The organism is Janthinobacterium sp. 344 (assembly GCF_900112025.1).
In the GTDB taxonomy this organism is placed as follows: domain Bacteria; phylum Pseudomonadota; class Gammaproteobacteria; order Burkholderiales; family Burkholderiaceae_D; genus Janthinobacterium.
This window is the reverse complement of the sequence record NZ_FOKL01000002.1, coordinates 148,339-175,306: the sequence shown is the minus strand read 5'-3', so window position 1 is coordinate 175,306 and position 26,968 is coordinate 148,339. Positions and strand designations below refer to the sequence as shown.

At 62.3% G+C, this 26,968-nt stretch carries 25 protein-coding genes; 12 read left to right on the top strand and 13 right to left on the bottom strand.

Features of this window, described 5'->3' with window-relative positions:
- Positions 1–39: 39 nt before the first annotated feature.
- A complete protein-coding gene (locus BM193_RS07020; protein ID WP_092798590.1) occupies positions 40–3,702 on the top strand; it encodes a sensor domain-containing protein in 3,663 nt (1,220 codons plus the stop codon).
- Here BM193_RS07020 and xth read toward each other — a convergent pair.
- Positions 3,699–4,463, bottom strand: coding sequence for an exodeoxyribonuclease III (xth, locus tag BM193_RS07015; protein WP_092798510.1), 765 nt, complete (start codon positions 4,461–4,463; stop codon positions 3,699–3,701). The two genes, BM193_RS07020 and xth, sit on opposite strands and share 4 nt — an antisense overlap.
- A 605-nt stretch (positions 4,464–5,068) precedes the next feature.
- On the opposite strand from xth, the gene BM193_RS07010 reads away from it, so the two are divergent.
- The 4 genes from BM193_RS07010 to BM193_RS06995 all read left to right on the top strand — a co-directional run bounded on the left by BM193_RS07010 (position 5,069) and on the right by BM193_RS06995 (position 6,722).
- Positions 5,069–5,440 (top strand): phiTE_015 family protein, encoded by a 372-nt coding sequence (locus BM193_RS07010; protein ID WP_092798511.1) that lies wholly within the window; start codon positions 5,069–5,071, stop codon positions 5,438–5,440.
- 10 nt (positions 5,441–5,450) lie between these two features.
- Positions 5,451–5,639 (top strand): DUF1653 domain-containing protein, encoded by a 189-nt coding sequence (locus tag BM193_RS07005; protein WP_065306721.1) that lies wholly within the window; start codon positions 5,451–5,453, stop codon positions 5,637–5,639.
- 68 nt (positions 5,640–5,707) lie between these two features.
- Positions 5,708–6,178 carry a CreA family protein gene (locus BM193_RS07000; RefSeq protein ID WP_092798512.1) on the top strand — a complete coding sequence of 157 codons (471 nt, stop codon included), beginning with the start codon at positions 5,708–5,710 and terminating at the stop codon, positions 6,176–6,178.
- Between the two features lie 10 nt (positions 6,179–6,188).
- Positions 6,189–6,722, top strand: a complete 534-nt coding sequence (locus BM193_RS06995) for a hypothetical protein (RefSeq protein WP_175533183.1) — start codon at positions 6,189–6,191, stop codon at positions 6,720–6,722.
- Between the two features lie 187 nt (positions 6,723–6,909).
- On the opposite strand, the gene BM193_RS06990 is transcribed toward BM193_RS06995, so the two are convergent.
- The gene (locus BM193_RS06990) at positions 6,910–8,403 is read right to left on the bottom strand and encodes a leucyl aminopeptidase (RefSeq protein ID WP_092798513.1); all 1,494 of its coding nucleotides are present in this window, start codon (positions 8,401–8,403) and stop codon (positions 6,910–6,912) included.
- Between the two features lie 67 nt (positions 8,404–8,470).
- Between BM193_RS06990 and lptF the strand changes: the two genes are divergently transcribed.
- From lptF to BM193_RS06970, 4 genes are read left to right on the top strand one after another with little or no spacing between them, the layout of a single operon-like run.
- Positions 8,471–9,616: an LPS export ABC transporter permease LptF gene (gene lptF / locus BM193_RS06985; protein ID WP_092798514.1), complete on the top strand. Its 1,146-nt coding sequence runs from the start codon at positions 8,471–8,473 to the stop codon at positions 9,614–9,616.
- Positions 9,613–10,782, top strand: a complete 1,170-nt coding sequence (lptG, locus tag BM193_RS06980) for an LPS export ABC transporter permease LptG (protein ID WP_092798515.1) — start codon at positions 9,613–9,615, stop codon at positions 10,780–10,782. The genes lptF and lptG overlap by 4 nt, the downstream gene beginning before the upstream one ends.
- Positions 10,782–11,189: a sirohydrochlorin chelatase gene (locus BM193_RS06975; RefSeq protein ID WP_092798516.1), complete on the top strand. Its 408-nt coding sequence runs from the start codon at positions 10,782–10,784 to the stop codon at positions 11,187–11,189. The genes lptG and BM193_RS06975 overlap by 1 nt, the downstream gene beginning before the upstream one ends.
- Positions 11,186–12,154 (top strand): Stealth CR1 domain-containing protein, encoded by a 969-nt coding sequence (locus BM193_RS06970; protein WP_254785923.1) that lies wholly within the window; start codon positions 11,186–11,188, stop codon positions 12,152–12,154. The genes BM193_RS06975 and BM193_RS06970 overlap by 4 nt, the downstream gene beginning before the upstream one ends.
- Here BM193_RS06970 and BM193_RS06965 read toward each other — a convergent pair.
- The 8 genes from BM193_RS06965 to BM193_RS06930 form a co-directional block, all read right to left on the bottom strand.
- Entirely contained in the window at positions 12,151–12,783 is a 633-nt protein-coding gene (locus BM193_RS06965; protein ID WP_092798518.1) for a hypothetical protein, read from the bottom strand. The genes BM193_RS06970 and BM193_RS06965 overlap by 4 nt on opposite strands.
- A gap of 263 nt (positions 12,784–13,046) precedes the next feature.
- On the bottom strand, positions 13,047–13,814 hold the full coding sequence (cobA, locus tag BM193_RS06960) for a uroporphyrinogen-III C-methyltransferase (protein ID WP_092798519.1): 768 nt from the start codon (positions 13,812–13,814) through the stop codon (positions 13,047–13,049).
- Between the two features lie 27 nt (positions 13,815–13,841).
- Positions 13,842–15,158 (bottom strand): sulfate adenylyltransferase subunit 1, encoded by a 1,317-nt coding sequence (locus BM193_RS06955; protein WP_092798520.1) that lies wholly within the window; start codon positions 15,156–15,158, stop codon positions 13,842–13,844.
- Positions 15,158–16,069, bottom strand: coding sequence for a sulfate adenylyltransferase subunit CysD (cysD, locus tag BM193_RS06950; RefSeq protein ID WP_092798521.1), 912 nt, complete (start codon positions 16,067–16,069; stop codon positions 15,158–15,160). Before cysD ends, BM193_RS06955 begins: the two co-directional genes overlap by 1 nt.
- Before the next feature lie 34 nt (positions 16,070–16,103).
- Positions 16,104–16,820, bottom strand: coding sequence for a phosphoadenylyl-sulfate reductase (locus BM193_RS06945; RefSeq protein ID WP_092798522.1), 717 nt, complete (start codon positions 16,818–16,820; stop codon positions 16,104–16,106).
- 9 nt (positions 16,821–16,829) lie between these two features.
- The gene (locus BM193_RS06940) at positions 16,830–17,390 is read right to left on the bottom strand and encodes a DUF934 domain-containing protein (RefSeq protein ID WP_092798523.1); all 561 of its coding nucleotides are present in this window, start codon (positions 17,388–17,390) and stop codon (positions 16,830–16,832) included.
- On the bottom strand, positions 17,383–19,071 hold the full coding sequence (locus BM193_RS06935; protein ID WP_092798524.1) for a nitrite/sulfite reductase: 1,689 nt from the start codon (positions 19,069–19,071) through the stop codon (positions 17,383–17,385). The genes BM193_RS06940 and BM193_RS06935 overlap by 8 nt, the downstream gene beginning before the upstream one ends.
- Positions 19,072–19,141: 70 nt before the next feature.
- Positions 19,142–19,915, bottom strand: coding sequence for a sulfite exporter TauE/SafE family protein (locus BM193_RS06930; protein ID WP_092798525.1), 774 nt, complete (start codon positions 19,913–19,915; stop codon positions 19,142–19,144).
- Between the two features lie 159 nt (positions 19,916–20,074).
- Here BM193_RS06930 and BM193_RS06925 point away from each other — a divergent pair, with 159 nt between their 5' ends.
- The 3 genes from BM193_RS06925 (at position 20,075) to BM193_RS06915 (ending at position 22,926) form a co-directional block, all read left to right on the top strand.
- A complete protein-coding gene (locus BM193_RS06925) occupies positions 20,075–21,016 on the top strand; it encodes a CysB family HTH-type transcriptional regulator (RefSeq protein WP_092798526.1) in 942 nt (313 codons plus the stop codon).
- A gap of 61 nt (positions 21,017–21,077) precedes the next feature.
- Entirely contained in the window at positions 21,078–21,728 is a 651-nt protein-coding gene (locus BM193_RS06920) for a class I SAM-dependent methyltransferase (protein ID WP_092798527.1), read from the top strand.
- 199 nt (positions 21,729–21,927) lie between these two features.
- Positions 21,928–22,926: a porin gene (locus tag BM193_RS06915; protein WP_092798528.1), complete on the top strand. Its 999-nt coding sequence runs from the start codon at positions 21,928–21,930 to the stop codon at positions 22,924–22,926.
- A gap of 48 nt (positions 22,927–22,974) precedes the next feature.
- Here the strand turns inward: BM193_RS06915 and BM193_RS06910 are convergent, their stop codons facing one another.
- The 3 genes from BM193_RS06910 to BM193_RS06900 form a co-directional block, all read right to left on the bottom strand.
- A complete protein-coding gene (locus BM193_RS06910) occupies positions 22,975–24,108 on the bottom strand; it encodes a PAS domain-containing sensor histidine kinase (protein WP_254785921.1) in 1,134 nt (377 codons plus the stop codon).
- A 229-nt stretch (positions 24,109–24,337) separates the two neighbouring features.
- Positions 24,338–25,096, bottom strand: coding sequence for a LytR/AlgR family response regulator transcription factor (locus tag BM193_RS06905; protein ID WP_092798530.1), 759 nt, complete (start codon positions 25,094–25,096; stop codon positions 24,338–24,340).
- 68 nt (positions 25,097–25,164) lie between these two features.
- On the bottom strand, positions 25,165–26,457 hold the full coding sequence (locus BM193_RS06900; protein ID WP_092798531.1) for a sensor histidine kinase: 1,293 nt from the start codon (positions 26,455–26,457) through the stop codon (positions 25,165–25,167).
- Between the last annotated feature and the right edge of the window lie 511 nt (positions 26,458–26,968).

Sequence of the window (26,968 nt, the reverse complement as noted above, 5' to 3'; positions counted from 1 at the left end):
GCGCATGCTTACTTTGCCTTTAACCGTCCCATGGTGTCCATGAACCGCGTACCGGCCAGTCCCGATGTCATCACCGATGCCTTGCAGCTGATCGCCTTGCCCGCCTGTGCCTGCGATGCCGGCGGCATGGTGGTGGCGGCGAATGACGCGCTGCACGCCTTGCTGGGCATGGATATCTCGGGCCGTCCGCTGGCCGACTGTTTCAGCGAGGCTTACCGGGCCTCGAGCGCCAGCATGCTGCGCGGCGCGCTGGGCGCGGCGGGCCGCGAACGCCACTGGGACAGCAGCCTGCAGGGGCGCGGCGCGACTATCGGCGTGCAGGTGTGGGCCAAGCCCCTGCAGCTCGGCGACGGCCTGCCCGGCGCGACCCTGGTGTTTGCCGATATCAGCGTGCAGCAGCGCGACCAGCAAGCGTTGCGCAAGACCCTGCTGGAACAGCAGGCCATCCTGGAAAGCGCGGCCGTCGGCATCGTGTTCTCCAAGGGCGGTTTCATCGAGGAGTGCAATATCCGCGCCGCCGAAATGTTCGGCTATGCGCGCCACCAGCTGACAGGCTTGCCAGGCGCGGTGCTGTACCGCTCCGCTGCCGACTGCCGCGCGCTGGGACTCGAGGCGGCGCCGCTGCTCTCCAAGGGCAAGCCGTTCCGCGCCGAGCTGGAATTGCGGCGCCAGGATGGCTCGCTGTTCTGGAGCCGGCTGCACGGGCGCGCCGTCGACCCGCTCAATACGCATGACGGCACGGTGTGGATCATCGAAGACATCAGCGACCACCGGCGCGACGAAGACCAGCTGCGGCGCGCCGTGCTGGAGATGCAGGCCGTGATGGACAACGCGCCGCTGGCCATCGGCTTCCAGCGCGACAAGGGCGTGCTGCGCTACAACCGGCGCTTCGCCGAATGCTTCGGTTTCGAGGGCGACAGCGGCGTGGGCCTGCCCGTGGCCGACCTGTACCCGTCGCGCGCCGCGTATGACAACGTCGTGCGGCAGGCGGCGCCCCTGCTGCGGCGCGGCTTGCCGTTCCAGGGCGAGATGGAAATGCGCCGCCGCGACGGCTCCACGTTCTGGGCGCTGGCCTATGGCTATGTGCTCAACCCCGAGCAGCAGCCTGACCGCGCGCTGCGCGATACGATCTGGCTGTTCGATGACCGCAGCACGCAAAAGGCGGCCGAGGAGGCGACGCGCCAGCTGATGCTGGAGCAGCAGGCGATCCTCGACAATGCCTCCGTCGGCATCCTGTTTTCCCGTTCGCGCCTGATCCTGCGCTGCAATCCCCGCTTTGCCGCCATGTTCGGCTATACGCAGGACGAGATGACGGGCCGTCCCGCCGCCGACCTGTTTCCTTCACCCGCCGCCTACGAGGAGTTCGGCGTGCAAGCCACGCCGCTGCTGGGGCAGGGGCTGCCATACGAGCAGGACGAGGCGCAGTTCCGCCGCCGCGACGGCAGCCTGTTCTGGTGCCGCATCCGCGCCAAGGCCGTCGACCAGGAGCACAGCGAGCAGGGCACCATCTGGATACTCGAAGACGTCACGGCCAGCCGCCAGACGCAGATGGAAGTGGCGGCCATCATGACGAATGCCTCGGTGAGCATCCTGTTTACCAAGAACCGCGTCCTGACGCGCTATAACCTGGGCTTTGCGGCCATGTTCGGCTACAGCGGAGACGAGGCGCTGGGCCTGCCCGGGCGCGCGCTGTACGTGTCGCAGCAATCGTACGACTTGTTGGGCGCGGCCGCGTTTCCCTTCCTCTCCGTGGGCAAGCCGTTCCAGACGGAAGTGGAGATGATGCGGCGCGACGGCACGACCTTGTGGGCCCAGCTGATCGCCTATGTCGTCAACCCCAGCGATCCCGCCGCCGGCACCATCTGGATCATCGAGGACCGCACGGAAGCCAAGCGCGCCGAGGAATCCCTGCGCAACGCGCTGCTGGAAAACCAGGCCATCCTCGACAGCGCCGTGCTGGGCATCTCGGTGGTGGAGGGCGGCTTCAATTTGCGCAGCAACAGCAAGATGGAGGAGCTGTTCGGCTATGCGCCCGGCGAGATCAACGGCCTGTCGGTGCAGGCGCTGTATCCGGACATGGCGGCCTGGAAGGCGGCGCGCAGCGAGACGGCGCGCGATTTCGAGGCGGGCAGGGTGCACATGTCGGAATACCAGCTGGTGCGCAAGGATGGCAGCCGCTTCTGGGCGCGCCTGTCCGGGCGGCCGTTCGACCTGGCGCATGCGCATGGCCGCTCGGTGTGGCTGGTCGACGATGTGACGGCGCGCCGCGAGGCGGCCGAAGCGGTGCGCCGCGCGCGCGACGAACTGGAACTGCGGGTGCAGGAGCGCACGGCGGAACTGGCCGGCGCCAACCTGCTGCTGCAGGGGGAGATCGTCGAGCGGCGCCAGGCCGAGGCGCGCGTGCACCACATGGCCTACCACGACAACCTGACGGGCCTGCCGAACCGCGCGTTGCTGTCGGACCGCCTGGAGCGGGCCATGCTGGCGTCGCAGCGCACCGGGCGCAAGCTGGCCGTGATGTTCATCGATCTCGACCGCTTCAAGACCATCAACGATTCGCTGGGCCACATGACGGGCGACCTGCTGCTCAAGGAAGTGGCCGCACGCCTGTGCCGCGCGGTGCGCGCCAGCGACACGGTGGCGCGCCTGGGCGGCGATGAATTCGTCGTGCTGGTGCCCGGCATCCGCGGCGCCGATGAAGCGGCGCGCGTGGCCGAGAAAATCATCGAGGCGCTGACGCCGGCCTTTCCGCTCGATGGCCACGTGCTGCACGTCACGCCGTCGATCGGCATCTGCGTGTACCCGGACGATGGCGGCGACGTCGACGCGCTGATGCGCCATGCCGACGCGGCCATGTACCATGCGAAGGGCAATGGCCGCAACAATTACCAGTTCTTCACGCAGACGATGAACCAGGCGGCGGCCCTGCATTTTGACCTGGAAAGCAGCTTGCGCACGGCGCTGGCGCTGCAGCAGTTCGAGTTGTTTTACCAGCCGGTGATCGACATCGCCACGCGCCGCCTGCATGGCATGGAAGTGCTGCTGCGCTGGCGCCGGCCCGGCCACGGCCTGGTGCTGCCGGACCGCTTCATTCCCATCATGGAGGAAAACGGCCTGATCGTGCCGGTCGGCGAGTGGGTCATGCGCCAGGCGTGCGAACAGAGCATGGCCTGGCTGCGCCAGGGGCTGCAGCCGGTGCCGCTGGCGGTGAACCTGTCGCCGCGCCAGTTCATGCACAAGGGCCTGGTGGCGGCCATCGGCAACACCGTGCGCGAGACGGGCATCTCGCCGTCGCTGCTGGAATTCGAGATCACCGAGACGGCGCTGATGCAGCACGGCGAGCATACGCTGGAGATTCTGCGGCAGATTAATGCGATGGGACTGCGCCTGTCGATCGACGACTTCGGCACCGGCTATTCCAGCCTGGCCTACCTGAAGCGCTTCCCCGTGAAGAAGGTCAAGATTGACCGCGCCTTCATCAAGGACCTGGAACACAGCGGCGAGGACCGCGCCATCGTGGCGGCCATCATCGCGCTGGCCGACAGCCTGCAATTGTCTGCCGTGGCCGAAGGCGTGGAGACGGAAGAACAGTTCGCCCTGTTGCAGGCGAACGGCTGCCGCTATGCGCAGGGGTATCTGTTTTCCGCCCCTGTTCCGGCGGCGAATGCGCGCATGCTGCTGGAACGGCTGGCGACCGCCTAGTCGATGGTGGCGACCACGGGCGCATGGTCCGAAGGCTGCTCCCATTTGCGCGGCACGCGATCGATGCTGCACGCCGTGCAGCGGGCCGCCAGGGCGGGCGAGAGCAGGATGTGGTCGATGCGCAGGCCCTTGTTCAGGCGGAAGCCCAGCTGGCGGTAATCCCACCAGCTGAACGATTTTTCCGCCTGCTCGAACAGGCGGAAGGCGTCCGTCAGGCCGATGTCGAGCAGGCGTTGCAGGGCGGCGCGTTCCTTGTCCGAGACCAGCACCTGGCCTGCCCAGGCGACGGGGTCGTGCACGTCGCGGTCGTCGGGCGCGATATTGTAGTCGCCGACGACGGCCAGCTGCGGGTGCTGCCGCGCCTCTTCCGCCAGCCAGTCGTGCAGGGCGGCCAGCCAGCCCAGCTTGTATTCATACTTGTCCGAATCGACGCTCTGGCCATTCGGCACGTAGGCGCAGACGACGCGCACGCCGTCTATGGTGGCGGCCAGGATGCGCTGCTGCGCATCTTCATAGCGCGGGTTGTTCTTGACCACGTCGGTGATCGGCAGCTTCGACAGGATGGCCACGCCGTTGTAGGTTTTCTGGCCGCTGAAGACCACCTGATAACCGGCCGCCTCGATCTCGGCGACGGGGAATTTGTCGTCCGTCAGCTTGGTCTCTTGCAGGCAGAGTATGTCGACCGGGTTGTCGGCCAGCCACTGCAGCACTTGCGGCAGGCGCACTTTGAGCGAATTGACGTTCCAGGTGGCGAGTTTCATGGGAAAAATCCTTGCTTGATAGATAAAGACTGCGGTCATGACCGGAGTGCTGATTGCGTGTCGATAGGCGCGAATCTTACCGCATGCCCGCCACTGGCGTCCTGCGCAGCTTGCCGAGCGCCCGCTTTATTTGCTCGCAGGGAAAAAGAGTATAAAAAAAGTATTTATTTTTAACCAATCGTGGCGCATGAATATTATGTTTTTGTGTATGATTGATCAACCACTATGATTGATTTGGCATAAGTGGCTCGCGCGGCTTGCTGCGTGGGGCCATTTAACACGATAAAGGTGTAAAGTTTCTCGCTAAAACGCGATAAAAACTACTAAAATGGCACAATGTAACAACTGTGTCACACGGCTTTGTTACAGCCAAGTTAACACCCAGACAGGAAGCAGTTGTAATTAGTTGTAATTGCTATTCCGACTTACATGACCACTGTGCCCGGGGGCGGAATGACAATTCCTCCCCGGGCGCCGCCAGACTTGTTATATAAATTGCAGTACTATATCTATGAGACTGTTTTGCGACATCAATAGATGGTACTATTTTGAAATGTTGCAGTTTTAATAGTGAGACTTGCGCGTAGCATTTGCAAAGGAAGAAAATGCGAACTGCATTTGAAGCGTGGGCGCAGCGTGACGGCCACATTGTGCGGCGAAGAGAAGACAAACCGGACGAGTACCTGATTTTCGAGACGCAGCGCCGCTGGGTCATCTGGCAGGCAGCCCTGACGCATGGCAAGACGGCGACCAAGCCGCGGGTCAGCGCCGCTGAAAAAGCGGCCAAGGCGCAGCGCGCCCTGGAAATGTCGTCCGATGAAGCGACGGTGCGCAACAAAGTGCTCAATGAAGTGCTCGATGCCTTCAGTGGCGCCGATGGCGCTGCCGGCATGGAAGGCATTTTGAAAGTGATCCAGGGCCTGAAAATGAAGCAGAAGGCGCTGGCCGACGACAAGAGCGAAGATTCCACGGCTTGAGGGGACGGCGATGCGTTATCGGCACTACAAGGGCGGCATCTACGAACTGGTGTGCGAAGCCACGCTGGAATCGGACCTGACGCCGATGATCGTCTATCGCGCCGCTGACGGTTCGATCTGGACCCGGCCGAAAGACGTGTTCTTTCAGCTGATCGAGGTCGAAGGCGTCATGGTGCAGCGTTTTGCTCCCATCAATTGATGGCCGTGCCCGCACGCCCGGCCAGCCTTGCTGGTTGAGCGCGCAGGCTTACTACTATGAGTCTCTCGATGCATAAATTGCTGGCCGCTACACTGTTGCTGGGCGCTGCGTGCGCCACGGCGCAGGCCGAAACCATCGGCTCCGTCGATACCGTCTTCAAGCTGATCGGTCCGGACCACAAGATCGTCGTGGAAGCCTACGACGATCCCCGCGTCGGCGGCGTCAGCTGCTATCTGTCGCGCGCCAAGACGGGCGGCATCAAGGGCGCCGTCGGCCTGGCCGAAGACAAGGCCGATGCCGCTGTCGCCTGCCGCCAGGTGGGGCCGCTGCAATTCAAGGGCAAGCTGCCGCGCCAGGAAGAAGTGTTCACCGAGCGCGCCTCGATCTTCTTCAAGCATGTGCGCGTGGTGCGCATGGTCGACAGCAAGCGCAACGCGCTGGTCTACCTGGTGTATTCCGACCGCCTGATCGAGGGCAGTCCGAAAAACAGCGTCACCGCCGTCGCCGTGCCTGGCGAGCAGCCTATCCCCGTCCGTTAAGCGAGTTCCCATGCGTGGACCATCGCCTGCCGCTCTTGCCGCCACCATGCTGCTGCTGTGTGGCCTGGGCGGCTGCGCCACCCTGACGGGCAACACCGAGCAGATGGTGCTGGTGCAAACCATCCAGGACAACCGCGAGCTGGCGGGCGCCGGCTGTATCCTCAGCAATGACGTGGGCAAGTGGTTCGTTACCACGCCAGGGCGCATCACCATCCGCAAGAGCCAGGAGCCGTTGAAGGTCGACTGCAAAAAGCACGGCTCGCCCGCCATCGCGCTCGATGGCAGCATCGATCCCAAGCTCAATGGCAGCGTCTGGGGCAATGTCATCCTGACCCTGGGCGTCGGCTATTTTGTCGACCGCAACACGGGCGCCGGCTTCGACTATCCATCGGTGCTGACGTTCGTCATGCAAGACCCGGCCCGACTGGCGCCGCCGCCCGCGCCGATTTCCGCGCCCGCGCCCACGCCCGCAGCCGCCGTGCCGGAAACGGTGGTGCAGCCGAAGGTGGCACCGTCGCCGTTGCCCAATCCCGTCGTCTACTGATTCAATGACACATAAAAAAGCCGCCAGGTCAGTGACCGTGGCGGCTGTCTTCTTGCGTAACGACGCCTGACAAAACCGTGGCGAGCGGGAGCTGGTGGTGGCCGAGAAGCGCCGCTGTATTGTGTATGTACAGCGAGCATCGCCGGCCGCCAATAGCCGCGCGCAGGAGGTCTGCTCTGGCGTTCTCTTATACCCGGTTGATCAGGAAGGTCGTCAGCAGGGGCACCGGACGGCCGGTCGCGCCCTTCGCGCCGCCCGATTTCCATGCCGTGCCGGCGATGTCCAGATGCGCCCAGGTGTACTTCTTGGTGAAGTTTTCCAGGAACGCCGCCGCCGTCACCGAACCGCCGCCTGGCGTGCCGATGTTGGCCAGGTCGGCGAAGTTCGACTTCAGCTGCTCGTTGTACGCCTCTTCGATCGGCATGCGCCATGCGGTGTCGCTGGCTTGCTTGCCGGCGGCCAGCAGTTCATTGGCCAGCTGGTCGTGCGCCGCGTCGCTGCGCGTAAACAGGCCGCTGTTGTGGTGGCCCAGGGCGATGACGCAAGCGCCCGTCAGGGTGGCGATGTCGACCACGGCTGCCGGCTTGAAGCGTTCGGCGTAGGTCAGCGCGTCGCACAATACCAGGCGGCCTTCGGCGTCGGTGTTCAGCACTTCGATGGTCAGGCCGTTCATCGAGGTGACGATATCGCCCGGCTTGGTGGCGCGGCCCGACGGCATGTTTTCGCAGGCGGCGATGACGCCGATGACGTTCAGCTTCAGGTTCATTTCACCGATGGCGCGGAAGGTGCCCAGCACCGATGCGGCGCCGCACATGTCGTATTTCATCTCGTCCATGCCAGGACCGGCCTTGATCGAGATGCCGCCCGTGTCGAAGGTGATGCCCTTGCCGACCAGGACGACTGGCGCGTCCTTGGCCTTGCCGCCCATGTGTTTCAGGACGATGAATTTCGGCGGCTGTTCGCTGCCGTTGGTGACGGACAGGAAGCTGCCCATTTTCAGCGCTTCGAGCTGTTTGCGGTCCAGCACTTCGACTTCAAACTTGTAGTCCTTGGCCAGCTGCTTGGCCGTGGTGGCCAGGTAGGTCGGGTTGGCGATGTTCGCCGGCAGGTCGCCCAGCTTGCGCGTCAGGTCGGAGCCGTTGGCAATGGCGATGGCTTGCGCCAGCGCGCCGCGCGTGGCGGCGGTGGCTGGTGCCGACAGGACGATCTTGCGCACGCCGGCTGGTGCCGGATCTTTTTTGCTTTTTTGCGAGTCGCAGCGGTATTCGCTGTCGTGGGCGGCTTGCACCACGCAACGGATTGCCCAATTTACGTCGCGCTCTTTCACTTCCGTCAGCGGTAATGCGATAATGGCGTCCGCAGCGCCCAGGGAGCCGAAGGCCTTCAGCGCCGCTTGTACACCGCTGGCGAAGCTTTTTTCGCTGACGGTTTCATCGCTGCCCATGCCGACGAGCAGAACGCGTTCGGCGGCGACGCCATCGACTGCGCGCAGCAGCAACGTGCTGCCTGGCTTGCCGCTGATGTCGCCGGACTTCAGCGCAGCCGAAATCGCACCCTTGCTGTCCAGCGATTTTGCCGCTGGCGACAGTTTTTTGTTTTCGAATACCGCAACCGCGATGCATCCGCTTTTGGCCGTGCCGAGGGTGCTCTTGGTATCGAATGCTTTTATGCTAAAGTCCATTTGGTTCTCCGTTTTCATTTACTAGTAACGTGTTACTCAACTAACTGACCCGAATTATAAACTCCGAATGATCTTTCAACGCGCCCTTCGACGTGAATTGGCTAGTGCCGCCGGGGCCACCTTCACTGTTTTGTTCAGCATCCTGCTCACCTGGATGCTGATCGGTATTCTCGGCAAGGCGGCGGGCGGCAAGATCGCCTCGTCCGACGTCATGTCATTGATGGTCTTTTCCGCCCTGATGCAGCTGCCCACCATCCTCATTCTCACCGGTTTCATCTCGGTGCTGATGGTGGTCACGCGCAGCTACAAGGAGTCGGAGATGGTGGTGTGGTTCGCCTCGGGCCTGAGCCTGTCGCGCTGGATCTGGCCGGTGCTGAGCTTTGGCCTGCCGCTGGTGCTGGCCACCGGCATCCTCAGCCTGTACGCCACGCCCTGGGCGCAGATGAAAAGCGATGAATACGTGGCGCGTTTTGAAAAGCGCGAAGACCTGCAGAAGGTCACGCCGGGCCAGTTCCGCGAATCGGCCGGCAGCAACCGCATCTTCTTCGTCGAAGGCGTCAGCGGCGAGAAGAACGTGGTGCAGAACGTCTTCGTCAACACCGTCGATGAAAAAGGCAGCGCCGTCGTCGTCGTCGCCAAGGAAGGCGTGATCAATACCGATGAAAAGGGCCAGCGCTTCCTGGTGCTCAAGAGCGGCCGCCGCTACCAGGGCATACCGACGCAGGCGGACTTCCAGACCATGGAATTCGAACAGTACATCATGCGCATCGAGAGCAAGCAGCAGGAGCTGGGGTCGGAACTGGGCGTGCGCGCCATGAGCACCATGGCGCTGGTCGCCGATCCGAATCCGTACACCATGGCCGAATTGCTGTGGCGCGTGAGTGCGCCGCTGATCGGCCTGATGCTGATCCTGCTGGCCATCCCGCTGGGCTTCGTCAATCCGCGTGCCGGCAGTTCGGCCAACCTGATCGTGGCCCTGCTGATTTTCTTCACCTACAGTAATCTGATCAAGGTCGTCGAAGCGAGCGTGAAGCAGGGCCGCCTGACGTTCGGCGTGGCCTGGTGGCCGCTGCACCTGCTGGCGGCGCTGGCCGTCGTGGCGCTGTTCGCCTGGCGCCTGAATGTGAATCACCGCTACCATCCGCTGGTCCTGCTGGCATCGTTCAAGCGCGCGCGCCTGGCTGGCAAAACAAGTAAGGCGGCATCGAAATGAAGATTTTACAGCGCTATTTTGCCGTCTCGATTTTCCAGGCGGTGTTCTTTGTCCTGCTGGCCTTCCTCGCCCTGCAGGCCTTCATCGACCTGACGGGCGAGCTGCCGAAGGTGGGCAAGAACGGCTACAGCATCCAGTACGCATTCCTGTACGTGCTGGTACTGGTGCCAGGCCACGTGTATGAGGTGATGCCCATCGCCGCCTTGATCGGCACCATTTATACGATGGCGCAGTTTGCCGCCAGCTCGGAATTTACCATCATGCGCGCGTCGAGCATGTCGACAGCGATGGCGGCCGGCTTCCTGTTCCGCATCGGCATCGTCTTCGTCGTCATCACCTTCATCTTCGGCGAGCTGATCACGCCGCGCACGGAAACCCTGGCCGAGCGCCTCAAGCTGACGTCGCGCGGCGCGGCCGTGTCGAGCGAATTCCGTTCGGGCCTGTGGACCAAGGACATGGTCAAGAGCGATGGCCTGACGGGTACCGTCACCGGTTCGCGCTTCTTCAACGTCGGCGAGGCGCAGCCCGATGGCCGCTTGAAAAACGTCAAGCTGTATGAATTCGATACCGACATGCGCCTGCGCACGATGACGGTGGCCAAGAGCGCGACCTACCAGGGCAACAACGTCTGGCGCCTGACCGATGTGACGGAAACCGCGTTCTCGAACAGCGCTGCCGCCACGCCCGGTTTCGAACCGAAGCTGGAAAATTACTATGGCCAGGAAACGAGCATGGTGCGCACCGTGCAAAGCGCCAGCAAGGACATGGTGTCCGAGGTGACGCCGAAGATCCTGACCGTGTCGGCGTCCGATCCCGAGCGCATGTCGGCCAGCGAACTGGCCGTGTACACGCGCCACCTGGCCGAGAACAAGCAGGAGACGGAGCGTTTCCGCATCGCCTTCTGGAAAAAACTGATCGATCCGCTGGCCATTTTCGTGCTGATGGCGCTGGCCTTGCCGTTCGCCTACATGCATACGCGCAGCGGCGGCATCAGCCTGAAAATCTTCATCGGCATCATGATTGGCGTGAGCTTCATGCTGGTCAACACACTGTTCTCGCACCTTGGCCTGCTCAGTACCTGGCCCGCCTTCCTGACGGCGGTGGCGCCAAGCGCCCTGTACCTGCTGCTGGCGCTGGGCGCCCTGTGGTGGGTGGAGCGGCACTGATGGAGACGCACGTGAAACAGGCATTGATCCTCTTCGCCCACGGCGCGCGCGCCGCATCGTGGGCCGCGCCGTTCGAACGCCTGCGCGAGCTGACCCAGGCGCGCATGCCCGGCACCAGCGTGCACCTGGCGTTCCTGGAGCTGATGACGCCGCGCCTGCCCGAGCTGGTGCAAACCCTGCTCGATGACCTGCCCGCCGGTGCCACCCTGGACGCCACAGTGGTGCCCGTATTCCTGGGGCAGGGCGGGCATGTGCTGCGCGATCTGCCCTTATTGGTGGAAGAGCTGCGCCAGCGGCATCCGCAACTACGCCTGAAGGTGGTCGAGGCGGTGGGCGAGAACGCCAGCGTGCTGGCCGCCATCGCCGATTATTGCGTGGCGGCGCCAGGTTCCAGCAGCCTGTCTTGAGCGGCATCGATATCGTCTACCTGTGGGTCGACGGCGCCGATCCCGCCTGGCGCGCGCGCCGGCGGCAGGCCTATGCGGCCTGGGCGCAGGCGCATCCGGGCCAGCTGGCCCTGCACGGCAACGTGGCGGGGCGCTACCGCGACAATGGCGAACTGCGCTACAACCTGCGCGCGCTCGAACGCTTCTTTCCCGGCCATGGCCATGTCTATCTGCTGACGGACCGGCAAGTGCCAGCCTGGCTGCGCGCCTCGCCGCGCCTGACGGTGATCGACCACGCCAGCCTGATGCCCGGCGCCGCGCTGCCCGTGTTCGACTCGGGCCATATCGAATCCTATCTGCACCATATCCCGGGCTTGTCCGAATGCTTTTTGTACCTGAATGACGATGTCTTTCTTGGCGCGCCGTTCGAGCCGGCCTTCTGGTTTGGCGATGGCGAGGACAGGCGCTTGAGCGCCTTCACGGAAAGCGCGCCGCAAGAAGCGCTGGAAGATTTGCGCGACGACGTGGCGGCGCCTGTCAATTGCGCCACCTTGGCCAGGCAATGGCTGTCGGCGCAGTACGCCGACTACCGGCACGAGGCGCACCTGTATGCGCATGCGCCGCGGCCCATGCGGAAAAGTGCGCTGCATGCGCTCGAAGCGCTGGCCCCCGCCATGTTCGCCGGCGTGCGCGCGACGGTGTTCCGTTCATGGCGGGTGCCGGCGTTGCTGCCCGACCTGGTGCCGCGCTGGATGGTGCATCAGGGGTTGGCGCGCGACATGGTACTTGACCCGCTGCATATCGCCAGCGGCGATGCGCGCGCGCCAGACCAGCTTAAGGAGCTGGCGGCGCGCTTCGGCAGCCTGCCGTTTTTCTGCATCAACGATACCTGCGATGAGGCCGAGGACGACGATCCGCGCCTGCTGCGCGTGGCGGCTGCCTTGCAGCGGCTGCTGCCGCTGCCTTCTTCGTTCGAAGCTGTTTAGCGTTTGCCCCTGGGCGCCAGGCTGATACGCGCGGCCGCCGTGCTGTCGGACAGCGAGGCGAGGAACAGCAGCAGGTAGGCGCCCAGTTCCAGCACCTCTTCGCCCAGCAGCGCGTACGCGTCCGGCATGCCATGGAAGACTTTCTTGTCGAACGGCCAGCCGGCTACCATCAGCAGGCCGCCGATGAACGTCAGGATGGTAATGCGCATGCTGAAAATCTGGCCGGCATGGGCGAAAACCTTGCGCGCGCGCGGCGCGAAGAAGATCAGCAGGCGTATCAGGATCAGCAATTCCATCACGCGCAAGGCCTTTTCCGCTTGTGCCCAGGCGGGCGCCGTGCCGAACTGGTCGATGTCGAGTTCGCGCAGCAGGAAGCCGAACATCAGGGCGCACAAGCCCGCGTGCATGAGGAAGCGCAGTGACTGCCGGTCGGGCTCCTGCCAGGCGCGCACGCCGTGCACGGTGCAGGCCAGGGCCAGGAACAGCGCCTGCAGCCATTCCAGCAAATGGTTTTCATCGTCGATATCGGGGAAGACGGTCCACAGGGCGATGGAGGCGAGCATACTCAAGAGCACGGCGCCGGCGACGCCGGCATTGCTGCGGCTGAGCGAAGTCAGTGCTTCGCGCATGGAAGTGAAATTCATGTATGGGTGTGACGGATCAAGTTGCGCGGCGCGGTATTGCAGCCTGCGGCGCAGCTTTTTTCGGGGAGGTTGGCGTGCGGCGCCCTCAGCGGGGAAGCCGCACAGCAAGCGCCATGACGGGGCACAGCGTGAGTTTCATTGCTATCACGCAATAACTTCTCGAGAAAAGATGCGTGAGCATCGTACCATGTTTTTTCTGACGACGTCAGTTACTGACTTTAAAGTCGGTAAAATACGCTGTGTTTATTTCAGGCATGACGGCGTGCCGGCACGCCCTGCGGCGCGTCGATAGCTTGCTGCGCGCGCGTGGCCATGGCCTCGCCCAGCATCACCAGCACGGGGCCGTGCGCGTCGCCCAGGCCATGGGCCAGCGCGCTGAGCGGCAAACGCACGATGCGCTGGTCGGGACGGCTGCAGTTTTCGATCACCACCACGGGCGTCGTGGCAGGGCGGCCCTGCGCCAGCAGGCGCTGCGCCGTGGCGATGGCTTCGCGCCCGCCCATGTATTGCACCAGGGTGTCGCAGTCGGGGATGCGCGTCTGGTCCGCTTCGCCCGGCGCCGTGCTGGAAGTAAAGAAGGCCACGCTGCGCGACACGCCCCGCTTGGTCAGCGGCTGCTGCGTGGCGGCCGCTGCCGCCAGGGCCGTGGTGATGCCGGGCACCACTTCGACTTCGATGCCCGCTTCTTCCAGCGCCCGCAGTTCCTCGTCGGCGCGGCCGAACAGCATGGGGTCGCCCCCTTTCAGGCGCACGACGATGGCGTGCTTGCGCGCGTTGTCGACCAGTTGCTTGTTGATGAACGCCTGCGCCGTCGACAGCTGGCCGCAGCGCTTGCCGACCAGGATTTTATCCGCCTGCGGACACAGCTCCAGCATCTCGCTTGTCACCAGGGCGTCGTGCAGCACGACGTCGGCTTGCGCCAGCAGGCGGGCGCCGCGCAAGGTCATCAGGTCTTGCGCGCCGGGACCGGCGCCGACCAGGTAGACCTTGCCGGGGAGGGATGTGGAGTGGTTCATGCTTGCCTTCCTCAGTCGCAACGCGGCTTACAGCCGAATCATGCCCGCCGCGACGGTCTGGTGGGTGACTTCATCGATCAGGATAAACGCACCGGTGGCGCGGATATCGGCATACGCATCGGCCGCCAGCGGCTGCTGCACGTTCAGGCTGATGCGGGCGATGTCGTTCAGCTTCAGTCCTTCCGCCGGATGGCGCTGCTGCGTGTTGATGTCGAGGATGGAGTCGATCGCCGTCACCTTGGCCGCCGTCTGGCGCGTGCCATGCTTGATCCAGTACTTGCGGCGCAGGTCCAGCGCGTCTTCCGACAGCCAGCACACATCGGCCACCACCTGTTTCAGCAGGGTGGCGGGACGCTCGCTGCTGGCCAGCAGGTCGCCGCGCGAGATATCGAGGTATTCGTTCAGCAGCAGGGTCACGGACTGGCCCACCACGGCCGTCGGCAGCGAGCCGTCCAGCGTGACGATATCTTTCACTGTCGCCGTCTGGCCCGACGGCTGCACCACCAGGGTGTCGCCGATGCTGACCTTGCCCGCCTCGATGCGGCCCATGTAGCCGCGGAAGTCGTTCGCTTCGTGGCCGTTGTGGCGCGCCACTAGCTGCACGGGGAAGCGGAACGGCGCGTCGTGCGATTCGTCGTAGACGGACAAGGATTCCAGCAGCTCGATCAGGGTCGGGCCCGTGTACCAGCCCAGCTTGTCGCCGCGTTCGACGACGTTGTCGCCCGTCAAGGCCGACAGCGGGATCGGCGTGATGTCCTTCAGCCCCAGCGACTGGGCGAATTCGCGGTAGGCGGCGACGATGCGGTTGTACACCGTCTCATCGTAGTCGACCAGGTCCATCTTGTTGACGGCCACGACCACGTGCTCGATCTGCAGCAAATGCGCGATGGTCGAGTGGCGCTTGGTCTGGATCAGCAGTTCCACGCTGCCGTCGTCGCCCAGTTTGACCTTCGACACGTCGATCAGGATGATGACGGCGTCGGCCGTGGACGCCCCCGTGACCATGTTGCGCGTGTACTGCTCGTGGCCCGGCGTGTCGGCGATGATGAATTTGCGTTTCGGCGTGGCGAAGTAACGGTAGGCCACGTCGATGGTGATGCCTTGCTCGCGTTCCGCTTCCAGGCCGTCCGTCAGCAGCGACAGGTCGACCGTGTCGCCCACCGTGCGCTTGTGCTTGGAGCGCGACATGGCGTCGAGCTGGTCGGCGAAGATGCCCTTGCTGTCGAACAGCAAGCGGCCGATCAGGGTGCTCTTGCCATCATCGACGGAACCGGCCGTGATGAAGCGCAGCATGCCGCGCTCCAGGCTGTCGGTCAAAGAGGTGTTCTGGATTGCTGCGTTCATTAGAAATACCCTGCTTTCTTGCGTTTTTCCATCGAGGCTTCGGAAGTCTGGTCATCCATGCGGGTGGCGCCGCGTTCCGTGATTTGCGTGATTGCCGTCTCGGCGATGATGGCGTCCACCGTGTCCGCGCTTGAGGACACGGGGCAGGTGCACGAGATGTCGCCCACCGTGCGGAAGCGCACGACTTGCGTTTCCACCGTCTCGCCTTCGCGCGGCGGCGTCAGGTCCGTCAATGGCACCAGCAAGCCGTTGCGCGGGATCACCTGGCGCTCGTGGGCGAAGTAGATCGGCGGCAATTCCAGCTGCTCGCGGGCGATGTATTGCCACACGTCCAGTTCGGTCCAGTTGGAGATGGGGAAGACGCGCATGTTTTCACCGGGATGCACGCGCGTGTTATACAGGTCCCACAGTTCCGGACGCTGGGCTTTCGGGTCCCAGGCGCCGAATTCGTCGCGGAACGAGAAGATGCGTTCCTTGGCGCGGGCCTTCTCTTCATCGCGGCGGGCGCCGCCGATGCAGGCGTCAAAACCGTGTTCGGCGATGGTCTCCAGCAAGGTCACGGCTTGCGCCGCATTGCGCGAATCCGTGGCCGGGTTGCGCAGGCGCACCGTGCCCCGTTTGATCGACTCTTCCACGGAGCCGACGATCAGGCGTTCGCCCAGCTGTGCCACTTTCTTGTCGCGGAAAGTGATGACTTCCGGGAAGTTGTGGCCCGTGTCGATGTGCACGAGGGGGAATGGAAACTTGCCTGGACGGAAGGCTTTTTCGGCCAGGCGCAGCAGCACGACGGAATCCTTGCCGCCCGAGAACAGCAGGGCGGGATTGGCCGATTCGGCCGCCACTTCGCGCATGATGTGGATGGCTTCCGACTCAAGGCTGTCGAGGTGACGCTGGTTCAAAATATTGCTCATATTAGTAGATGCTTTCTTGTTCTGTTGAGCCTGTTCAGGCTGCCACGGATTTGATGCGTATGAGTTTGCCGTCCACCATGTGCAGGCCGCATTCCTTGGAATCCGGGTTTTCCCACCACCAGCGTCCGGCCCGTACGTCTTCGCCCGGCTGCACGGCGCGCGTGCACGGCTCGCAGCCGATGGACGGATAACCCTGGTCGTGCAATGCATTGTAGGGCACGTCGTTGGCGCGGATGTAGGCCCACACGTCTTCTTCCGACCAGTCGGCCAGCGGATTGAATTTCGTCATGGCGTGCGCCGCGTCCTCTTCCTGCACGTGCAGTTCGGCGCGCGTGGTGGACTGGGCGCGGCGCTGGCCCGTGACCCAGGCCTTGTTGCCGGCCAGGGCGCGGCCCAGCGGCTCGACCTTGCGGATGCGGCAGCATTCGCGGCGCATCTCGACGCTGTCATAAAACGCGTTCAAGCCATGCTGTTCCACGTAGGCGGCCACCGCTTCCGGCTGCGGGCGGTACAGGGTGATGTCGTGGCCGTAACGGGTTTTCACCTTGTCGAGCACGGCCAGGGTTTCCTGGTGCAAGCGGCCCGTTTCCAGGGAAAAGATGCCGATGGGCAGCTTCGCCTTGAGAATCATGTCGGTCAGCACCATGTCTTCGGCTGCCAGGCTAGAGGCGAACACGGCCGGCGAAAAGTCCGCGGCGATGCGTGTCAGCGTTTGCTCGGTGGCGTGAATCAAAGAAGTCAGATCGCTCATGATTGCCCCTCAGATGCCGGCCGCGTTGTCGAGGTCAGGATTCTGGCCTTCGCGGTGGTGGCGGCGGAACAGCGGGGTTTTCTGGTCCCACGACGCCTGGTAGGTTTCCGAGAACACGGACAAGCCTTTCAGGGCGTCATGGATGCTGCGGTCCGGGCGCGTCGCATACGCATCGAAGCCGACGCGGTGCATCGAGAACAATTGGTCGCGCAGCACGTCGCCGATGGCGCGCAATTCGCCGCGAAAACCGAGGCGGGCGCGCAGGTTGAAGGCGATGGAATAACCGCGCCCATCCGTGAACTTCGGGAAATCCACGGCGATGACAGGCAGTTGCGCCACGTCGGCGGCCAGTTCTTCCGGACGCTCGTCGCTGGCCAGCCACACGCCGATGTCGGGCAGGCGGGCCGCCAGGGTCGCGCGCTGGGCTTGCCACACGAGCAAGGGGACGATGACCTTGCCTTCAGGCACGGCCACCGTTTCCGGCGTGTCGGTCTCATCGAGGCGCAGCAAGCCCCAGGTATTCGGCACCACGGCGGCGTTCTTGATGATTTCTTCGCGTACTTCAAACATATTCGTCTTCTCCCACCAGGTTGCCGACCGTGATCGGCGTTGCATATACGTGTTCCTTGAACGGCGCCAGGCCCAGGCGCTGGGCCGTATCGACGAAGCGCTCGCCTTCATGGCGTTCGCGCACGTAGACGTGCAGCAGGCGGCCGATGACTTCAGGCATCTGCAGGGAAGAGAACGACGGTCCGATGATCTTGCCGATGGCCGCGTTGTTGCCCTGCGCGCCGCCGATCGACACTTGATACCATTCGCTGCCATCCTTGTCGACGCCGAGGATGCCGATGCTGCCCACGTGATGGTGGCCGCAGGCATTGATGCAGCCGGAAATATTCAGCTCGATCTCGCCGATGTCGTGCTGGAAGTCGATGCTGTCGAAGCGTTCCGCGATGGCGGCGGCGATCGGCAAGGACTTGGCGTTGGCCAGCGAGCAGAAATCGCCGCCCGGGCAGCAGATCATGTCGGTCAGCAAGCCGATGTTCGGCGTGGCCAGGCCATGCGCCTTGGCTTCCTGCCACAGTTTGAACAGTTTCGTCTGTTCCACGTCGGCCAGCACCAGGTTTTGCTCATGCGTCACGCGCAATTCGCCAAAGCTGTAGCGGTCGGCGAGATCGGCCACGAAGTCGATCTGTTCGGCCGTCGCGTCGCCTGGCGGCACGCCCGTTTTCTTCAAGGACAGCACCACGGCCACGTAGCCAGGGCGCTGGTGCGGCTTGACGTTGCGCGCCAGCCAGTTGACATAGGCCTTGTTGTCCGCATGTTCGGCCTGGTAATCGAACGCTGGCAACGTGGCGTACGCGGGCGGATTGAAGAAGTCCGCCACGCGCTGCATTTCCTCGGTCGTCAGGGTTTCCGGGCCGTCCTTCAAGTCCACCCATTCCGCTTCCACCTGGCGCGTGAATTCTTCCACGCCGATGGCTTTCAGCAGGATCTTGATGCGCGCCTTGTATTTGTTGTCGCGGCGGCCGTGCAGGTTGTACACGCGCATGATGGCCTGGATGTACGTCAGCAAGTGCTGCCACGGCAGGAATTCGCGCACGACGCTGCCCAGGATGGGCGTGCGGCCCATGCCGCCGCCGGCCATCACCTTGAAGCCCACTTCGCCCGCTGCGTTGCGCACGGCCGTCAAACCGATGTCATGCACGGCGATGGCGGCGCGGTCTTCCTCGGCGCCATTGATGGCGACCTTGAACTTGCGCGGCAGGGCGATGAACTCGGGATGGAAGGTGCTCCACTGGCGCAGCACTTCCGCGTACGGGCGCGGATCGATGATTTCATCGGCGGCGACGCCGGCGTACGGGTCCGATGTTGTATTACGGATACAGTTGCCCGATGTCTGGATCGCGTGCATTTCCACGGAGGCCAGGTCCGTCAGGATATCGGGCGTTTGTTCCAGCTCGATCCAGTTGAACTGGATGTTCTGGCGCGTGGTGAAGTGGCCATAGCCGCGGTCGTACTTGCGCGCGATGTGCGCGAACATGCGCATCTGCTTCGACGACAGCAAGCCGTAGGGCACGGCGATGCGCAGCATATAGGCGTGGCGCTGCATGTACAGGCCGTTTTGCAGGCGCAGCGGAATGAATTCCTCTTCCGTCAGTTCATTGGCGATACGCCGCGCAACCTGGTCTCGGTACTGGGCGATGCGCTCTTTGATGATGAGGTGGTCGTACTGATCGTAATGGTACATATCAATTCCTAAAAAATCCGGGGTACTGGAAGATTGCCTGGGATGGTGTGCCTGATACTGTGTTTGACACTTAATAGATTAGCTTTACTGCCACGCCGGTCAAGGTCATCGCCAGCAGCACTCTTAAAAACCTTTCCGGCACGGAGCGGGCCACCCAGGAGCCAAGCGTGATGCCAGGCAGGGAGCCGACCAGCAGCGAGGCCAGCAATTCCCAGTGGATGGAGCCGAGCCACCAGTGGCCCAGCGCGGCGATGGCCGTCAGGGGCACGGCGTAGGCGATGTCGGTGCCCGCCACTTCGGCAGAGCTCATGCGTGGATACAGCATCACCAGCAGGGTCGCGCCGATGGCGCCGGCGCCGATCGACGACACCGTCACCAGCACGCCCAGCACGGCGCCGGAAATAATGGTCGCAGCGGCAAGCTTATTACCTTGTAATTGTTTCTCGGGATGGGCATTGATCCATGCCAGCATGCGGCCCTTGAAGATCAGCGCCACCACCGTCAGCAGCACGGAGCCGGCGATGGAGTAGCGGATGATCTGGCCGATTTCCGGCGACAGGGTGCCGAATGATTTGAGCGCCAGGGTCGAGACGACGGCGGCGGGCAGGGCGCCCATGCACAGGCGCTTGACGATATCCCAGCGGATGGTGCCGCGCAGGCGGTGCGTCAGCGTGCCCGCGCTCTTGGTGATCGAGGCGAAGGCCAGGTCGGTGCCCACGGCCACGGAAGGCGGCACGCCAAAGAGCAGGGTTAACAGCGGCGTCATCAGCGAACCGCCGCCCACGCCGGTCATTCCTACGAGTAATCCTACGGCAAATCCTGAGACTATATAAGACAAAGTCATGCTTGCACCCCCAAAGTACCCGCAATAGTAATAAACTTAGCGTTTAATCCAAACTACTAAGTACGCATTTGCTTATATGCGATATGCGTATATGCATGAACGCAAAATCATGGGTAGGGCGGAAACCGGCAAATCACGGCAATCTAGGGCAAACCAGCAATGAATCTCCATCAACTGCGCTTCGTGCGCGAAGCGGTCCGGCAGAATTACAACCTGACGGACGCCGCCAAAGCCTTGTTTACGTCGCAACCGGGCGTGTCGAAAGCCATTATCGAGCTGGAAGAGGAGCTGGGCGTGGATATTTTCACACGCCACGGCAAACGCATCCGCGGCTTGACGGAGCCGGGCCGCCTGGTGCTGGAGTCCGTCGAGCTGATCATGCAGGAAATCGACAGCATGAAGCGCATCGGCAAGGAGTTCGCGGCGCAGGACAGCGGCAGCTTTACCATTGCCACCACGCATACGCAGGCGCGCTACACCTTGCCCAAGGTGGTGCAGGCCTTCATGCTGAAGTTTCCGAAAGTGCGCTTGTCTTTATTGCAAGGCAATCCGCGCCAGATCGCCGAAATGGTGCAGCGCGACCAGGCCGACCTGGCGATCGCCACGGAGTCGATCGCCGCCATCGATGGCCTGATCACCTTGCCGTGCTATCAGTGGGAACACGTGGTGGTGGTGCCGGCCGAGCATCCGCTGCTCAAGTCGAAATCCGTCACCCTGGAGGAGATCGCCGCTTTCCCCCTGATTACCTATGACAGCGCGTTTGCCGGACGCAATAAAATCGACCACGCTTTCGTGCTGCGGGGCCTGAAACCGGACATCCTGCTGGAGGCCATCGATGCGGACGTGATCAAGACTTATGTCGAGTTGGGCATGGGGATTGGTATCATAGCGGGTATGGCCTTCGATGCCGAGCGCGACAAAGGCTTGCGCGCCATCCCTGTCGGCCACTTGTTCGGCATGAATGTGTCGCGCGTGGCCGTCAAGCAGGGCGCCTATTTACGCAGCTATATTTATACCTTTATCGAGTTGCTGACGCCGACCCTGAATCGCAAGCTCATCGAGCAGGCGATGAGCGGTGAGAAAGAGCACTACGAACTATAACAACGCAGGAACACGGCCGGGCGAGGTGCCCGGTCCAGCATATTTAAGAAGAGAAGAAACAATGATTACCGATCAGCTTGCCAAATATTACGCCACCATCGCGCAGCAGTACGAGCGCGTCTATGACAAGCCCGAACGCCAGGAAGACCTGGAAGTATTGCGCGACAAGGTCGCCGACGCGCTGGAAGGCCACACCGTGCTGGAGCTGGCTTGCGGCACCGGTTATTGGACGGAAGTGATCGCCGAGACGGCCGAGTCCGTGCTGGCCACCGATATCAACGATGAAATGCTGGCGCTGGCCCAGGCCCGCGGCTTGCCGGACAACGTCGCGTTCGCCAAGCTCGACGCTTTTAAGCTGCCCGATGATTTGCTGGGCAAGTTCACGGCCGTGTTCGCCGGCTTCTGGTGGTCGCACGTGAAGCGCGAAGACCAGGACAAATACCTGAAGCAGTTGCGCACGAAGCTGGGCAAGGACATCCTGCTGGTGCTGATCGACAATTCCTATGTCGATGGCAGCAGCACGGTGATCGCGCGCACTGACCTGGAAGGCAATACCCACCAGTTCCGCACGACCGAGGGGGGAGAGCGCTATGAAGTGCTGAAGAATTTCCCATCGGATAGCCACCTGCGCAAGAAGTTTGCCCACTCGGCCCGTGAAATCCGCATGAAGCGCCTGGAATACTACTGGCTGCTGAGCTGCCGCCTGAAGTAAGCGGCGGTGCGGCAAGAAGAACCGCCTGCGGGCGGTTTTTTTTCGTCTGTTGTTTTTATCTGACAAGGTGTTGTTCCAAAAAACAACATCTTGTCGATGTCATATTGTTGAAGTATTTCGTTGGCATGATTCGGTTCAGCAGCTAAGCAGCTAACCCGGCAGCAGCACATCTTGTCCAACCTAATGTAGAGAATCTCAAGTGAAAAAAATTACTCTGGCAGCATTGATCATCGGCGCCTTCGCAGCGGCTACGGCACAAGCACAATCGAACGTCACCGTCTACGGCGTGGTCGATCTGGGCATTGCCAAGACCACCGGCGGTGCGTTGCTGGAACGTGAAAATCAGGCATCGCGCATTGGTTTCAAGGGGACGGAAGATCTGGGTAACGGCTTGAAAGCCATTTTCAACCTGGAAAGCGAATTCAAGGCCGACACCGGCGCGCAAGCGACCGCCAACACCCTGTTCGACCGCCAGGCATGGGTTGGCCTGACCGGCGATTTTGGTACCGTCTACCTGGGCCGTACCAAGGACCTGATCGACGGCACCCTGGCGCGCGTTGACCCGTTCAACACCTACGGCGTGATCGGCAAGATCAATGAGCCAGTCATGCGCGGCGGCCAGTCGCCAAATGGCCCGCAAGCCATTCCAAGCGCATCGGTGGTCGGCGCGTCGCGTGTCAGCAATGCCGTGACCTACAACAGCCCATCGTTCAGCGGCTTCGTGATCAGTGGCCAATACGTCGCCAGCGAAATCAAGGATGCGGATTCTGGCTTCAGCGTGGTTGCCACGTACGACCAGGGTCCCGCCAGCGCGCACGCCGGCTACCAGAAGAAAGTACAGTCCGTTGCCAACGCAGCGGCCGAGCCAAAACTGTGGATCGTCGGCGGCGGCTACAAATTCGGCCCAGCCAAAGTGACCTTCGATTACTCGAAAGCAGATACCGATGCCGCCGTTACCGGCGAATTCAAGAGCTACCTGCTGGGTCTGGCATATGACATCGGCGGTGGCGCCATCAAGGTCAGCTACGTGAAACAGAAGCAGGACAGCAACACCGTGAGCGGCAAGGAAACGGCCAAGGCCTATGGCCTGGGCTACGACTATCCGCTGTCGAAGCGTACCGCCGTGTACGTCTACGGTGGCCGCGACCAGTTCAGCGAAAAATCGATGTACCAGCTGGGCATGACCCACAAGTTCTAAGCAAAGCCGTCTTTTGCCAAGATAGGAAGGCGCCTGCGGGCGCCTTTTTTATTGCATGGCCGGTTCCGCGGCCTCGGCATGCATGGGCAGGGAAATCTCGATGCGTGTTCCGCCCAGCTCGCTGTCGGCGCCGATATGAATGCTGCCATTCAGCCCCCAGACCCGCTCGCGCATGCCCAGCAATCCCAGGGCCGTGGCTTTTTCCAGGTCGCGTTCGGCGATGCCGCGGCCGTCATCCTGGATCGTGATGGCCAGCGAGGAATCGATGCGGTGCAGGGCGATGGTGATATGGCTGGCCTCGGCGTGGCGCGCGATATTCGTCAGCGCCTCTTGCACGATGCGGTAGATGGCCGTGCTGCGCGCGTCGTCGAGCACGAGGTCGGCCTCGTCGGCCAGCAAGTCAAACTGCACGGCGCGGCGCTGCAGGAAGTCGTGGCGCAGTTTTTGCAGCGCGAAATACAGGCCCCCTTCATCGAGCGCGCGCGGACGCAGATTGCTGGCGATGCGGCGCAGCGAGGTAATCGCCGTCACCAGCAGGCTATCCATGCCGTACAGCAGCGCCTGCAATGGCAAGGTTGTGTCCGCGTGCTGGCGCACGAGAGTCAGGTCGACGCGCAAGGTGGCCAGCAATTGGCCCAGGTCGTCATGCAGTTCGCGCGCGATATGCTTGCGTTCTTCTTCGCGGATGGTTTGCAGCGCGCTCGATAATTCGCGCAGTTGCGAAAACGAGCGGGCCAGCTGTTCATGCACCTGCTTGCGCGCGCTGATGTCGCGCACGATGATGGTGAATACGCTGCGGCCGTCTTCCTGCATGGCCGAGAGCGACCCTTCGAGCGGAAACATGGCGCCATCGCTGCGCCGGCCCGTCAAGGTGTAGTCGGTGGCGCGCCGGCCCGTCAGGCGCAGTTCCTGGCTGATGTCGTCAAATGGCGGGTCGCCATCGTGCTTGCCCAGGCTGCGCAAGTCGCGCAGGATGTACTGGCCCAGGCGCATGCCGCGCATGCCGGCTGGCGTGTCGCCGAACAGCCGGGCTGCCGCCGCGTTCGCATGCAGGATGATTTGCCGGCTGTCGATGCTGATGATGGCGTCGCTGGCGCTGTCGATGATGGCCTGTCCCCGCGCCTGGCGCTGCCGGCTGGCTTTCAGCGGGGGAAACAGGCATAGCAAGAGTGCCGCTGCCATGCCCAGGGGCAGCATGCGCAGCAGTGTGGAGCTGCCTCGGTCAGGCTTGGTGATCTCCTAGCGAACGGATTGACGCAGGCACGTAGCGTGGCGATGACGGACAGGACTTTATCCAGCCTATGCCTGCTGGCGCGGCGCAGCTTGATGTGGCGCAGGAGGGGGGAGGGGAAAGATCAAGGCGCCGCACCGGCAAAGGCCGGGCGGCGAAGGGGCGACTTGGCCGTGGGACTTACATTTGCTTGAACAGATGCAAGAAGCTGCGGCTCACTTCCAGCTTGTCGGACTTGCCTTTGATCAGCACCAGGTGGCGTCCGCGGATGTCGCGCGTCACGCCTTCGATGGCATTGACATTGACGAGCGTGGCGCGGTGGATTTGCCAGAACAGCGAAGGATCGAGTTCTTCCGCCAGGTCGCGCACGGGCTTGCGGATCAGTGCCTCGTACTTGGCCGTCTGCACGCAGGTATATTTTTCGTCGGAACGGAAGAACAGGATTTCTTCCACGGGAATCATGCGCAAATCCTGGCCAATGCTGGCCTGTATCCATTGCAGGTAGGTGGGCTTGGCCGTGATTTTTTCCGCCAGCTGCGACAGCATGGCCGTGACGCTGCTGTTGACGTCCAGCGCCGGCTTGTTCAGATGGGTTTTCAGGCGCTCCACCGTCACCAGCAGGCGTTCGTGCTCGGGCGGCTTGAGCACATAATCGACGGCGCCCCGTTCGAAGGCCTCGACGGCGTGGGTGTCGTAGGCCGTCACGAAGACGATGTGCGTCTTGCCGCCGATGGCCTGCGCCGCTTCCATGCCCGTCTTGCCCGGCATGCGGATATCGAGGAAGGCAAAATCGGGCTTGAGTTGCTCGACCAGTTCGATTGCTTCGTCGCCATTCTTGGCTTCGCCGATGATTTCCAGTTGGGGCCAGGCCTGGCCCAGGCGCAAGCGCAGCTGGTCGCGCATCAGTCTTTCGTCGTCGGCAATAATAGCGGTAGGCATAGGTCTCAAGTGTGAACAGGCGGAGATTGATTATTCAATGATTTAGCGTTTTTATCAACTACTCTGTCTTATTTGGACAATTGATATGGCACTTCGATCACCGCGCACACGCCGGACGGTTGATTTGGCGTAATGGTCAGGCTGCCCTGGTCGCCATGCAGCAGTTTCAGGCGTTCGCGGATGGTGGGCAAGCCCAGCCCCGTGCCATCGCTGGGCACCACGCCAAAGCCCAGGCCGTCGTCGGTGACTGTCACGCGCAGCTTGCTGTGCGCCACTTCGGCCACGATGCGCAAGGTGCCGCCTTCCGGTTTGACTTCCAGGCCGTGCTTGATGGCATTTTCCACCATCGATTGCAGCATCATGGGCGGGAAGGCGGCGCTGCGCAGGCCGTCGGGAATCTGGAAATCGACGGTCAGGCGTTCTTCCATGCGCATTTTGAGCAGGTTCAAGTAGGCTTGCACCATGTCCGCTTCACGGCCCAGGTTGGTAATCAGGGCGTTGTCGCGCATTTGCGGCAGCACGGCACGCAGATACTGGATCAGGCTGCGCTGCATCTTGGCGGCGCGCGGTGGGTCGACCTGGATCAGGTGCTCAACGGAGGCCAGCGTATTGAACAGGAAGTGCGGCTCGACTTGCGCCTGCATCATCTGCATCTTCGCTTCGCTGAGCTGGCGCTGCATGGATTCGCGCTCGGCCGCTTCGTTCGCCGTGACCGTTTCCGCTTCGGCGCGCTTCTTGCCGCCGACCAGGGCCTTCATGGCAAACAAGGCCAATACCAGCAGCGAGACAAAACTCTTGAACCAGGTGGACGCTTGCTGGTGATAGCGCGACACTTTTTGCTCTGCCGCATCATCCACCGCTTCTTCGATCGCATTCGACAACTCTTCACCGATTTGTGGCGGCAGTTCGATGTGGACCTCTTCACCCGATGCATTGGTCGTGACGGGATAGTTGGGCTTGGCAGGAGCGGCCGGCGGTTCTGGTGGTTCAGGCGGCACGGTGTTTGCATGCTCGTCCGCCTCGGCGGCATCGGCTGGCTCGCTGGACGCATCTGCGGAACTGCTGCGCCGATTCTTGCTATTACGGGGATTAAAATGAATGCCCGTATCGTCGATCAGGATATTGGTTTCTCCCGTGCCTTTGCTGGCCCGTTTGTGCGACTTGATGACGACCTCTTCATTCGGGCTGGAAGAGAACAGTTCATCCTGCAAAATCGAGCCGGCGATCAGGGCCAGCGCCGCAAACAGAAAGAATTTCCACCAAGATAGTTGCGTAACCCACGTCGTGGTCGCGTCGAATCCCCGTTGCAACCAGGCGAGGATGGTTTTCAACAGTTGCGGCAGGTTGGAAATCGGGAGCATGTGGGCGCTTTCAAATACAAGATACGAGAGTTAATCGACGCGGCGGACAAGTTTAACCTGTTGTTGTGCCGTGTCAGAGTCTGATGTTGCCACTGTGCCTAAAGCCATCATCTTGCGCCAGCCAATTGCGACAGGCTGCACAAAACGGCGCTTGAAGTGAAATGCAGGCTGGCTGGGCGGGGAATGTGCCGGCGGAAAAATAGCCCTTGCGGGGCGCGCGGGCCTTGGCTATAATTCGCCCCCTCGCTGAACGACGCATGCAAATGCCGAGTGAAGCAGGGTGAAAAAAGAAGGTTGACGAAATAGCCGAAACGCTTCATACTCTTCCTTCTTCGCAGCTGACAAACACAACGCTTTGTCGATAGCGCGAAAGCAGCACCGAATACAGTTCTTTAACAATTAACAGTCGATAAGTGTGGGCATTTGATGCAAGTGCAGCGCCGATCTTCGGATTGGCGTCTAACTTAAAATATCAAATGTTCACAAGAAATAATGAAATAGGATACTTCTT

Bases quoted from the DNA above. Each gene is read 5' to 3' on its own strand.
- BM193_RS07020 (WP_092798590.1), top strand. From the start codon at position 40: ATGAACCGCGTACCGGCCAGTCCCGATGTCATCACCGATGCCTTGCAG.
- xth (WP_092798510.1), bottom strand. From the start codon at position 4,463: ATGAAACTCGCCACCTGGAACGTCAATTCGCTCAAAGTGCGCCTGCCG.
- BM193_RS07010 (WP_092798511.1), top strand. From the start codon at position 5,069: ATGCGAACTGCATTTGAAGCGTGGGCGCAGCGTGACGGCCACATTGTG.
- BM193_RS07005 (WP_065306721.1), top strand. From the start codon at position 5,451: ATGCGTTATCGGCACTACAAGGGCGGCATCTACGAACTGGTGTGCGAA.
- BM193_RS07000 (WP_092798512.1), top strand. From the start codon at position 5,708: ATGCATAAATTGCTGGCCGCTACACTGTTGCTGGGCGCTGCGTGCGCC.
- BM193_RS06995 (WP_175533183.1), top strand. From the start codon at position 6,189: ATGCGTGGACCATCGCCTGCCGCTCTTGCCGCCACCATGCTGCTGCTG.
- BM193_RS06990 (WP_092798513.1), bottom strand. From the start codon at position 8,403: ATGGACTTTAGCATAAAAGCATTCGATACCAAGAGCACCCTCGGCACG.
- lptF (WP_092798514.1), top strand. From the start codon at position 8,471: ATGATCTTTCAACGCGCCCTTCGACGTGAATTGGCTAGTGCCGCCGGG.
- lptG (WP_092798515.1), top strand. From the start codon at position 9,613: ATGAAGATTTTACAGCGCTATTTTGCCGTCTCGATTTTCCAGGCGGTG.
- BM193_RS06975 (WP_092798516.1), top strand. From the start codon at position 10,782: ATGGAGACGCACGTGAAACAGGCATTGATCCTCTTCGCCCACGGCGCG.
- BM193_RS06965 (WP_092798518.1), bottom strand. From the start codon at position 12,783: ATGCGCGAAGCACTGACTTCGCTCAGCCGCAGCAATGCCGGCGTCGCC.
- cobA (WP_092798519.1), bottom strand. From the start codon at position 13,814: ATGAACCACTCCACATCCCTCCCCGGCAAGGTCTACCTGGTCGGCGCC.
- BM193_RS06955 (WP_092798520.1), bottom strand. From the start codon at position 15,158: ATGAACGCAGCAATCCAGAACACCTCTTTGACCGACAGCCTGGAGCGC.
- cysD (WP_092798521.1), bottom strand. From the start codon at position 16,069: ATGAGCAATATTTTGAACCAGCGTCACCTCGACAGCCTTGAGTCGGAA.
- BM193_RS06945 (WP_092798522.1), bottom strand. From the start codon at position 16,820: ATGAGCGATCTGACTTCTTTGATTCACGCCACCGAGCAAACGCTGACA.
- BM193_RS06940 (WP_092798523.1), bottom strand. From the start codon at position 17,390: ATGTTTGAAGTACGCGAAGAAATCATCAAGAACGCCGCCGTGGTGCCG.
- BM193_RS06935 (WP_092798524.1), bottom strand. From the start codon at position 19,071: ATGTACCATTACGATCAGTACGACCACCTCATCATCAAAGAGCGCATC.
- BM193_RS06930 (WP_092798525.1), bottom strand. From the start codon at position 19,915: ATGACTTTGTCTTATATAGTCTCAGGATTTGCCGTAGGATTACTCGTA.
- BM193_RS06925 (WP_092798526.1), top strand. From the start codon at position 20,075: ATGAATCTCCATCAACTGCGCTTCGTGCGCGAAGCGGTCCGGCAGAAT.
- BM193_RS06920 (WP_092798527.1), top strand. From the start codon at position 21,078: ATGATTACCGATCAGCTTGCCAAATATTACGCCACCATCGCGCAGCAG.
- BM193_RS06910 (WP_254785921.1), bottom strand. From the start codon at position 24,108: ATGGCAGCGGCACTCTTGCTATGCCTGTTTCCCCCGCTGAAAGCCAGC.
- BM193_RS06905 (WP_092798530.1), bottom strand. From the start codon at position 25,096: ATGCCTACCGCTATTATTGCCGACGACGAAAGACTGATGCGCGACCAG.
- BM193_RS06900 (WP_092798531.1), bottom strand. From the start codon at position 26,457: ATGCTCCCGATTTCCAACCTGCCGCAACTGTTGAAAACCATCCTCGCC.